This window comes from Micromonospora echinofusca (genome assembly GCF_017614955.1).
Taxonomy (GTDB): Bacteria; Actinomycetota; Actinomycetes; order Mycobacteriales; family Micromonosporaceae; genus Micromonospora; species Micromonospora echinofusca_A.
Genome location: NZ_WVUH01000540.1, coordinates 1 through 3,110 on the forward strand (window position 1 = coordinate 1; position 3,110 = coordinate 3,110).

Below are 3,110 nucleotides of genomic sequence, written 5' to 3' on the forward strand. Positions count from 1 at the left end.
CCCCCGAGCCGGCCGGCCCGGACCGGTACGGTGCCCCGGACGCGGTCGACCCGGACCGGTACGGCGACCCCGATCCGGTCGACGCCGGGGACCTGCGCGACTGGGCACGGGAGGTGGCGGCGGGTGTCGACACCGGACTGCGGGTCGCGCTGCGCCTGGAGATCCGGGGCGGAATCGGTACGACGCCGGTCACCGCCGTGGTCCGACTGCGCAGCCTCGCCGACCCCACCCTGATCAGGGATGCGGCGACCCTCTGGGCCGGTACCGGGCACGGTCTCGGCGACCGGGCGACCTTCGAGGCGATGCTCGCCGTACGCCGGGCGGCTGTGGTCTGGCCACCGCTGGCCCGGCTGCTCGACGTGGCCGTGCCGGCGGAACTGGAACTGGCCGACGACGAGGTCGCCGACCTGCTCGACGGGGCCGCCGCCCGGCTGGCCGCCGCCGGCATCGACCTGGCCTGGCCGGCGCAGCTCTCCCACGACCTGGGGGCCCGGATCCTGGTCCGCGCCCCCGGCCCGCCCCCGGTCGGGGTGGCGGACTTCTTCCGCCGGGTCACCCCGGTGCCGGTGAGCTGGCAGCTGACCCTGGCCGATACCCCGCTGGACGACGCCGAGACGGACCTGCTCACCGGTGGCCGGCCGGTGGCCCGGATCCGGGACCGCTGGGTGCTCGTCCCACCGGTCCTCGCGGCCCGTGCCCGGGCCCGGCTGCTCGATCCGCTGCCGGCGTACGACGCGCTCGCCGAGGTGCTCACCGGCACCCGGGAGGTCGACGGGGCGCCGGTGCCGGTGGTCGCCGACGGCTGGCTCGCCGCCCTGCACGAACGGATCGCCGAGCCGGACGCCGGCCCGGAACCGCTGACCGTACCCGCCGACCTGCACGCGACCCTGCGGGACTACCAGCGACGCGGGCTGCGCTGGCTGGACCGGATGACCTCGCTCGGGTTCGGCGGCTGCCTCGCCGACGACATGGGGCTGGGCAAGACGGTCACCGTGATCGCCCTGCACCTGCATCGGCAACGCGACCCGGCGACCGCCGGTGCCACCCTGGTCGTCTGCCCGGCGTCGCTGCTCGGCAACTGGGAACGGGAGATCAACCGGTTCGCCCCCGGTACGCCGGTCCGCCGCCACCACGGCGCCGGCCGCTCGCTGGCCGGCCTGACCGGCGGGTTCGTCCTCACCAGCTACGGCACCATGCGGCTGGACGCGACGACCCTCGCCGGACATCCGTGGCGGCTGCTTGTCGCCGACGAGGCACAGCACGTCAAGAACCGGCGCAGCGACACCGCCCGGGCGCTGCGTCACATCCCGGCGACCGCTCGGGTGGCGTTGACCGGTACCCCGGTGGAGAACGACCTCACCGACCTGTGGTCGATCCTGGACTGGACCACCCCCGGCCTGCTCGGCGGGGCGGTCGCCTTCCGTACCCGGTGGTCCCGGCCGGGGGCGGCGGACCGCGACGACGCCGCGCTGCGCCGACTGTCCCGGACGGTGCGGCCCTTCCTGCTGCGGCGACGCAAGTCCGACCCGGGGATCGCGCCGGAACTGCCGCCCCGGACCGTCACCGACCATGCCGTACCGCTCAGCGCCGAGCAGGCGACCCTCTACCGCCGGGTGGTCGCCGGCACGATGGCCGAGATCCGGGCCGGTGGCCCCGGCATCGCCCGGCGTGGCCGGGTACTCACGCTGCTCACCGGGCTCAAACAGGTCTGCAACCATCCGGCGCACCACCTGCGCGAACCGTCGGTGGGGCCGCCCGGCCGGTCGGGGAAACTCCAACTCCTCGACGAACTGCTGGACACCATCCTGGCCGGCGACGGCGCGGTGCTGGTCTTCACCCAGTACGTCCGGATGGCCCGGTTGCTCGCCGACCACCTGGCCGGGCGGGGGATCCCCGCCCAACTGCTGCACGGCGGCACCCCGGTGGCCCGACGGGAGGAACTGGTCCGCCGGTTCCAGGACGGCGAGGTGCCGGTGTTCCTGCTGTCGCTGCGGGCCGCCGGCACCGGCCTGAACCTCACCCGCGCCGACCACGTCGTGCACTACGACCGCTGGTGGAACCCGGCGGTGGAGGACCAGGCCACCGACCGGGCGTACCGGATCGGCCAGACCCGGCCGGTCCAGGTGCACCGCTTCCGCACCGAGGGCACCCTGGAGGACCGCATCGCCGACCTGCTCACCGGCAAACGTGGCCTGGCCGAAGCGGTGTTCCGCAACGGGCCGGGAGCCCTGACCGAACTGTCCGATGCCGAGCTGCTCCGCCTGGTGCAGCTCGACGACCAGGAGTGAGGAAGCCGGCGTGTACCCCGACGACGAGTACGACGAGGAACCGGACGACGACTGGGCCCACCCCGACGACGGACGGGCCCACCCCGACGAGGGACGGGCCCGGAGCTTCCCCGCGTACCCACCCGGCCGCCGGATCGGCCGCCGGTTCGCCGACACCTGGTGGGGCAACGCCTGGATCGAGGCGATGGAACGCACCGCCCTCGACCCCGACCAGCTCGTGCGGGGCCGCCGGTACGCCTTCGCCGGGCAGGTCGGCCCGATCACGGTCAGCCCCGGACGGATCTCCGCCGGGGTGCACGACGGTGACCAGTACGCCGCGCACACCACCCGGGTCCGGCTGACCACCCTCACCGACCGGCAGTGGGACCGCCTCCTCGACCGGATCGCCGCCCGGTCCGGGCACATCGCCGCCCTGCTCGACCGGGAGATGCCGGCGGACCTGGTCGACGCCGCCGACGACGCGGGGGTACCCCTGCTGCCCGGTTACGGTGATCTCGACCCGGAGTGCGACTGCCCCTCCTGGGACCAGCCCTGCCGGCATGCGGCGGCCCTGGCCTACCAGGCGGCCTGGCTGCTCGACCGGGACCCGTTCGTGCTGCTGCTGATGCGGGGCCGGGCCGAGGCGGAACTGACCGAGGAACTGCGGCAACGAAACGCCCGCCGGGCCGCCCCGGCGAACGACCGGGACGACCGGCCGACCGGGGTACCGGCCGAACTGGCCCACCGGACCCCGCCGGCCGCGCTGCCCGGGTCGCCTCCCACGGTGACCGGCCCACCGATGGACCTGGCCCCGCTGCTCGCCGGCACGACCGCCCCCGGCCC

2 protein-coding genes are annotated in these 3,110 nt (G+C 75.3%); both read left to right on the forward strand.

From position 1 onward, the window contains the following. On the forward strand, positions 1 to 2,288 hold a 2,288-nt coding region (locus GSF22_RS32375), incomplete at its 5' end, for a DEAD/DEAH box helicase (protein ID WP_208817714.1). A 10-nt stretch (positions 2,289 to 2,298) separates the two neighbouring features. Beyond that, positions 2,299 to 3,110, forward strand: an 812-nt coding sequence (locus GSF22_RS35910) for an SWIM zinc finger family protein (RefSeq protein ID WP_307804503.1), incomplete at its 3' end; no start/stop codon positions are given.